General features: G+C 50.3%; 9 protein-coding genes and 2 tRNA genes. 1 reads left to right on the top strand and 10 read right to left on the bottom strand.

The features are described from left to right. The first annotated feature begins 250 nt into the window (after positions 1-250). Positions 251-817 (top strand): Ltp family lipoprotein, encoded by a 567-nt coding sequence (locus CHH67_RS01525; RefSeq protein ID WP_155617303.1) that lies wholly within the window; start codon positions 251-253, stop codon positions 815-817. Positions 818-993: 176 nt separating this feature from the next. On the opposite strand, the gene CHH67_RS01520 is transcribed toward CHH67_RS01525, so the two are convergent. The 10 genes from CHH67_RS01520 to CHH67_RS01480 form a co-directional block, all read right to left on the bottom strand. Further along, positions 994-1,067 (bottom strand) — tRNA-Ile (locus tag CHH67_RS01520). A gap of 43 nt (positions 1,068-1,110) precedes the next feature. After that, positions 1,111-1,187, bottom strand: a tRNA-Met gene (locus tag CHH67_RS01515). Between the two features lie 84 nt (positions 1,188-1,271). Next, positions 1,272-1,436 carry a hypothetical protein gene (locus CHH67_RS26070; protein WP_176475447.1) on the bottom strand — a complete coding sequence of 55 codons (165 nt, stop codon included), beginning with the start codon at positions 1,434-1,436 and terminating at the stop codon, positions 1,272-1,274. Between the two features lie 135 nt (positions 1,437-1,571). Next, positions 1,572-1,847 (bottom strand): WXG100 family type VII secretion target, encoded by a 276-nt coding sequence (locus tag CHH67_RS01510; protein ID WP_095263200.1) that lies wholly within the window; start codon positions 1,845-1,847, stop codon positions 1,572-1,574. A 22-nt stretch (positions 1,848-1,869) separates the two neighbouring features. After that, on the bottom strand, positions 1,870-2,148 hold the full coding sequence (locus CHH67_RS01505; protein ID WP_176475446.1) for a DUF4176 domain-containing protein: 279 nt from the start codon (positions 2,146-2,148) through the stop codon (positions 1,870-1,872). After that, the gene (locus CHH67_RS01500; protein WP_095263198.1) at positions 2,145-2,909 is read right to left on the bottom strand and encodes a hypothetical protein; all 765 of its coding nucleotides are present in this window, start codon (positions 2,907-2,909) and stop codon (positions 2,145-2,147) included. Before CHH67_RS01500 ends, CHH67_RS01505 begins: the two co-directional genes overlap by 4 nt. Positions 2,910-2,927: 18 nt before the next feature. After that, the gene (locus CHH67_RS01495; RefSeq protein WP_095263197.1) at positions 2,928-4,007 is read right to left on the bottom strand and encodes a WXG100 family type VII secretion target; all 1,080 of its coding nucleotides are present in this window, start codon (positions 4,005-4,007) and stop codon (positions 2,928-2,930) included. Positions 4,008-4,067: 60 nt separating this feature from the next. Then, positions 4,068-4,877, bottom strand: a complete 810-nt coding sequence (locus CHH67_RS01490) for a hypothetical protein (protein WP_244908051.1) — start codon at positions 4,875-4,877, stop codon at positions 4,068-4,070. A gap of 252 nt (positions 4,878-5,129) precedes the next feature. Beyond that, complete coding sequence (locus CHH67_RS01485; RefSeq protein ID WP_244908050.1) at positions 5,130-5,909, bottom strand: alpha/beta fold hydrolase; 780 nt, start codon at positions 5,907-5,909, stop codon at positions 5,130-5,132. Positions 5,910-5,968: 59 nt separating this feature from the next. Continuing rightward, positions 5,969-6,568: a TetR/AcrR family transcriptional regulator gene (locus tag CHH67_RS01480; protein ID WP_095263195.1), complete on the bottom strand. Its 600-nt coding sequence runs from the start codon at positions 6,566-6,568 to the stop codon at positions 5,969-5,971. Between the last annotated feature and the right edge of the window lie 197 nt (positions 6,569-6,765).

Here is a 6,765-nt window from a genome sequence, read left to right as displayed (position 1 = left end):
ATTATGTAAATCCTTCCTAATTATATCATTGGAAGGCATTGATGTTCTGGTTCCATAGATAAAAACAATTTAAGCGCAAGGAAAATCGCCTCCAAAGTCCATATTGAGTCTCATAATTACTTCCGCTGATTCAATCAACTCATTCCATCTAAGAAAATTGGTAAATAATACTGCATTTATATAGAAAAATATTCCTAGGTCTGATAGACTATTTCATGTCATAATATCTGGAAAGTGGGGGAAATACGAATTGAATAAGCCAATTTATAAGAAATGGTGGTTCTGGCTTCTCATTGTTATTCTCGTCGGGCTTATAGGTAATCTCGGAAATTCAGAGGAACCTAAACAAGCAGCACCTGACAAGGAAGTAGCGTCTGAGCCTGATACCGCAGCGAATGTTGAACTAACCAGTGTCAAAGAGGATGTTAAAGAGGAACCTAAGGAAGAGCCGAAGGAAGAGCCGAAGGAAGAACCGAAAGAGGAACCAAAAGAAGAACCAAAAGAAGCGGATGTCCCTAGAGAGTATAAAGCCGCATTAAAAAAAGCGGAAAGCTATGCTGAAATTATGAATATGTCAAAGGCAGGCATCTACGATCAGTTAACTTCTGAATACGGAGAGAATTTCCCCGCAGAAGCTGCTCAATATGCTATCGATAACGTTGTAGTTGATTGGAAAGAAAATGCATTGAAAAAGGCGCAATCCTACGCAGAACTTATGAGCATGTCCGATTCGGCCATTTACGATCAATTGATTTCGGAATACGGTGAGAAGTTCACGAAGGAAGAAGCACAATACGCGATAGATAATTTAGAATAAGTAACGCTGCTCCCCATTAACCTTACTTGGTTGATGGGGTCTTTTTTTACTGATGATTTCAAGGACCGCTGTTAGCAAATCCATTTCCCCTGTTTTTGAATCACCATCAAGCACTTCATTCCAACAACCCCACACATAGCAAAAAACCCTTGCAGCGCAAGGGTTTTTCTTGAAAGTGGGCCCTGAGGGACTCGAACCCCCGACCAGTCGGTTATGAGCCGACCGCTCTAACCAACTGAGCTAAGGGCCCTGAAACAACATATTCATATAAGGACAACAACCATTATAGAAATTGGTTGCGGGGGCAGGATTTGAACCTACGACCTTCGGGTTATGAGCCCGACGAGCTACCGAACTGCTCCACCCCGCGACATTGTATTACGAAACAGCGACAATAATAAATATACATCAACTACTCAGCGAAAGTCAAGAGCTATTTTGATGGAATTTTGATTTAGGGAAGAAAACGGACGCCGTAACGTCCTTTTCTGGAGCGGTATACTTCCACCAGCTGCGGATCTTGATACCCGAACAGCCAGCCGTCCTGCTCCAGCCTTTTGGCCAAGCATCCTGCCTGAAATTTGCTTGTATACAGCTTCCCGTAATAAATCCAGTTCATCTCGATGTCTCCTTACCCGGCTGAATATGCTAATGCTGTATAGGATGCCCCATCTGCGGAAGATTCACACATACGCGGCATAAAAAAAGAAACGGCCGCCCCATCAATATGGCTGCAGCCGATCGAAGGAAGGCCTTATTTCTGCGCATCCGCCTCCGCGAATCGGGCGGCAATGCTAACAAGCTCCTGCTCCATCCCCTGGAGCATCTGGATGAACTGCTGAAGCTGAGCTTTAGTCTGCGCAGCCTCTGCCGCGAAACGCTGCTGCGACACGCCCTCCCATTCCGCATTCAACGTCTCCATAATCCGGGACAGCCGCAATACGAGCTCACCGCCATGCTGGCTGCTGCTGCGTACCTCTGCGGCCGCCCTGCGCAGATCATCAGGCGAAACCAAAATACGGCCAGACATCGAATCACCTCCAACTTTATGCTTAAGACTCGCCCGCGTTGGCTAACACGGTCTGAAACTCGTCCTCTTCTTCATCCTGATAGCCTGTAAACACGACGGTCTGAATATCTTCATGATTAAAGACATAACTGAACTCCGGGCTGATATATCCTTCAGGGTACGGACAAGCCAAATAATCGAACATCTGCGGCTCGTCGACAGCCAGTATCTGCTTTCTGCCGTAGATCACCAGCTTCTTCTCCCCTTCTTTCAAAATGACTATCGATCCGTTTGGCAGCAGCGTCTGCGGATTCCCCATCATGATCTCCTCCTTTTCTTGCTTTGCCGATGCCGCTTCGCCGTGGCTTGTGCTTCATTCCTCGCCCGCATATATGCGGCCTCCCGCTCTTCCTTAGGCAGCCCCAACGCCGGATACAGCGCTCTGAGCTTATCCATGTTGCGTCTAATAAATAGGTAGCGATGTATAAATACAACGGCTACATACAGTCCGAAGATCAGCAGCACTGAGAAGCCGGCCATCCCCAGCACCATGCTGCCCAACTCGCCGAAAAAGGCGGTCGCGAGATAATATGCAAGATAACCGATCGAGGCAAGCAGCAAGGCGGCCTTCCCTGCCCGGTTCAAACCTTTGCGCTCCATCTCCTGGTACGTCCCGCGCCGAACCGCTCTGATATGAAGCAGGCCGAACAACAAGCCAGCCGCAGCCATAAGGAGGACGGAACTGGCGCCGTACCACGGACTTTCTACACGGGCGATGTCATACATCATTTTCAGAATGGCGATCTCACTCGTCACAGCCAGCGCCGCTCCATAAATGCCCATATATAGCGTAAATACAGCCTCATAGCGGTATGGATTGACGCTGATTGCAACTCCCCAGCCCAGCATGACAGCATACAAGATCGCAGCTGAATATAAATATGGGGAAAGCATCGGCGCAGCCAGCGTGACCAGCAGCGGAATGAGCATAATGAGCAGAAAGCATACAACGCCCCCCCGAATTTGTTCAGGCGGAATCAACCGAAAATGAAACCGTTCCTGCTCTTTCTCCGAAATATCCATCTCTAAAAGTAAGCCCCCTTATTTGAACCAACCGGCAATGGTTGAACCCAGCTTCTCTGCTCCGATCTTCAACGTATCTGTAACGCTGTCCTTCTGTCCATCGCCGTCGACATCGGCGAATTTAATACCGTTCATCACATAGGAAGCCCCGACCGACACGCCAAAGCCAATGGCGGCACCAGCCAAGGTTCCAATTGGACCGCCTACAGCGGTGCCAATTAGGGCGCCCGCTTTGGCGCCAGCCGCTGCGGATGCAACCACTGTACCAACCCCTACCCCGACATCAACCACAGCATCGCCGGCGATTTTGGCCCCGTTTTCCTTATTCTTGATATTGGAGGCGAAGTTGCCCACCGTCGTCAAGGCGATGCCGGCATAGCCGAGCTTGCCGCCCTTCCAGCTTAGCGAATCCTTGACGGCTGCCGACGGTAGAACGTATTTCGGAATCCTCGGATGATTTTTCCAGTTATGCTCCGCATATGATTTCTTGCGAATGTTCGCCAGAAAACCGTTGCTGATGTTTGCTCTAGTTCTGCCCCGGTGGTCCTTGGACAGCCATACGCCAAAGCCTTTGCGGTACATGTCCCAATATTTGTACATCGTCCCTGAAGCCGTCGCAGTCCCTAGCAGGGTGCCGGCTGCAGCGATGGGACTGGCTGCCCACATGCTGGCCCCGCCGCCAAAAGGCGCAAGCGCATCGAATTCCACGCCAGCTGCCGTCACCGGTGGCTTGGAGCTTTGCGCCCGGTTATTCCCTTGAGCATAGCTGCTTTGAAGCAGGGTATGCGGGCTGACATGCACCAGCGCCTGCTTGCCAAAAGCAAGGCTGTTCCCTGTAGACTGATCTGTCTGGGCAAAAACACTCGCTTTATTCACAAGCTGTGTCCGATTCTGTTCAAGTCTGGCGACGACTGCTTGACATGCTGCCCGGCACTGGGCCAGACGCTGCTCCACCTGTGCACGGTGGCGCGATTCCCAGGCCATGCCTTGAATCCGCTGCTGCACTCTTTCCTGCAGCTGCTGAACCTCGCTCGCAATAGCGGATAGCTGAACACCTTGCTCATTCAATAATTGTGGCGTCACGCGTATTCTGGTCATAATAAAAGGCAACCTCCATATCGAACAGATAATAATTTGTACATGTATGAACGCTGTCTGTTATTTTATACGGGAGATGACGTCTCCGAGTTCCCTGACAATTTCCATCACAGAGGCTTCCCGTATCTGATCATGGCGATCGTCGGGCCGAACGACCCAGTTGGCCTCCCGGCCTCTCAGCAGCTCGATCCCTTCTACCCGCCAATCATGCTGCAGCCGGTAATACGCCGTGAACGCGGAATAGCTTTCCGGAGCCTTCACCGCCTCGGCCAGCCGGGTGACGGCCTGCTCTGAGCTCCCTTCCTTCCGCAATGTCTGCGCTGCGCCGGAAGCTTCCTGCTCTCCGTTGAGCCACTGCCAGAGTTTCCCCTTCGGCAGCTTGAGCTGCTCCGGGCACCGCTTAGGACGCTCTTGCAGATTCAAGCTGGACATGATCTTCATCCAGGCCTCAGCAGGGGTTCCAATCTCCTCTAGCTCGTACATAAGCATGTGGTCGATATATTTCAGTTCAGCCTTAACAACAGCGTCAGCGCTGTAATAGAAGAAGCACTCGCTGCTTCGGCTGCGCTGTTTATCATCCACCACGAGCTGTTTATCATCCACCGCGAGATGAATCGTGAGCAGCGCGCGGCTACAAATCTCTATGTATTCCAGAAGCTGAGGCACAAGCTCGGGTTCACCGTCAACCAATCTGATGTACCCGGCCTCCTCCAACTCTTGTTCAATTCGGGCAACCTCTGCCGGCATCTCTTCGGCCAGCGTTCCGCGAAATGGATCTTCAAGACCTACGACAGCCTTGGCCCCCGTAATCCCGGTCAACACAAAAAACTGCTTTCCGGTTAACCTGATCTGTATGCGAGCCTGCTCCAAGCTGCTCCCTCCTTTGACCATAAACAGCACCTTAAATTCATCCTATATATTATAGGGTAGACTTCCTCACTGGCTCTACCAAATCCTGGCCCTAAATTTCTAGGGATTTTTACCCAAATATTGCGTTATCTAAACATAAACCGCTATAGGAAGAAGGAATCAACCGACTTCGGGCCACCCTTAAACGTAAAAAGACATCCACCCTTCGCAGCATGCGATGGTCAGATGTCTCGGTCCAGATCTGCTGGACTGTTAAGTCTGAACACGAATAACCTCATTGGCGATCGTTCCGTCTGCCAGCCAGCGTTGAACCACCCGGTGAAAAAGCGCCGGATCCGCCAGCGGCACACCATGTCCAACCCCCGGGAACATGATCCCGGCAGCACGCTCCTGCAGGCTCATCAATTGCTGTACAGAACGCCTCATGACACTTTTCTCCTTCTCCCCTACGGTAACCAGCAGATTGGCGGTCGCTTTCTTGAAGCCGGATGGCACCTTGAAAGACATATTTTCCTCCAGGATGGACAGCAGTGTTTCCTTCTCCATCCGGCAGCATTCCTCATAATATTTCTCGAAATCCGCGTCTGATATGTACAACGTCCGAGCCTGCAGTCTGGAGAATGACCTGTTTCGAACGAGAGGGAAGGTTAACCCGATCAGCGGCCGCGTAAAGACACGGGCTCCTGGAAGCGGGCTTGTCAGCACACTGTTAATGATCGCATAATCCATCAGCTCCGGCTCTTGTCCCAGCATTTCAACGAGTATTTGTGCGCCTAGCGAGAAACCGGCAACCACAAGCTCTCTTCCCTTAGCGAGATCCATTATCCAGCGATTAAGATAAGCGGCCGTATCGCTAATGGATACAAAGGGCTCTCCCGCGCTCCGGCCATGTCCTGGCAGATCCGGAATAAGACAATAACTGTCCTGAAAATAGTCCGTCACCCCATCCCACATCCAGCCGCCCACGCCGCCGCCATGCAAAAAGACGATGACCCGTTGTGATTCACGATCTCCACTTTCCTTATAATACAATGCCAGATTGTCCAGCCCCTTCTTCTAAATATTATTGTTGATCGGGTTGCATATGGCCGTCAGTCAGACTTCTCTTTGCTGCTCGGCTCGCCTTCCGGCCGCTCTATAATGCCGTAGTATAGGATCGTGGAAAGCTGCTCGCTGATGGCATTCAGGCTGCCGAGCCCCTGATACCATTCCGTTCGCGCTGAGAATTCCTTGATAAATGTCAAAAAAGCCACCAGCACCTGGGGAGAAATATCCTTGCGAATTTGTCCCATCTGTTGTCCCTTGAAGATCAGCATCTCGAATTCGGGGACCACATGCTCTTGGTTGAAGCGGATCAGCTTCTCCATCTGATCGGGAAATTTGGCCAGGTCGGATATAAACTTGTCGCTAACATGGACCGAGAATCGTTCGCGCTCTTTGGTTAACCGATCAAGCGCCTCCAGCGGGCTATTGGCATGATCGACGATATCACGGTACTCTTTCATCATCTCGTTCACGATCCGATCCACAATCTGATCAAGCAGCCCTTCCTTGTTCTGAAAGTAGTTATATATCGTCATTTTGGATACCGGCACCGCCTCGGCGATCTGCTCCATACTGGTATCGATAATGCCATGCTCCACAAACAAACGCCTCCCTGTTTGAAGCACCTCTTCCTTCTTTCGGCTCATGTCCTGCAATCCTTTCTGTTCATGTCAGTTCGTGATTGTGCCTGCGACATCACTTTCTAAGTCTTTATGCCTTCTTGGTCTTTAAAATAATCCACGCTTCCTCATTCCCATTTTTATACTTCAGATATTAATATAGTATAAAATTAAGGCGAAATTCACAATAGTATTCTTTATTTTACTTACTAATCATATGTTAT

Source organism: Paenibacillus campinasensis (assembly GCF_002272015.1).
Taxonomy (GTDB): Bacteria; Bacillota; Bacilli; order Paenibacillales; family Paenibacillaceae; genus Paenibacillus_AQ; species Paenibacillus_AQ campinasensis.
Note: the sequence above shows the minus strand (reverse complement) of the source record. Positions and strands in the feature narration are given on the sequence as shown.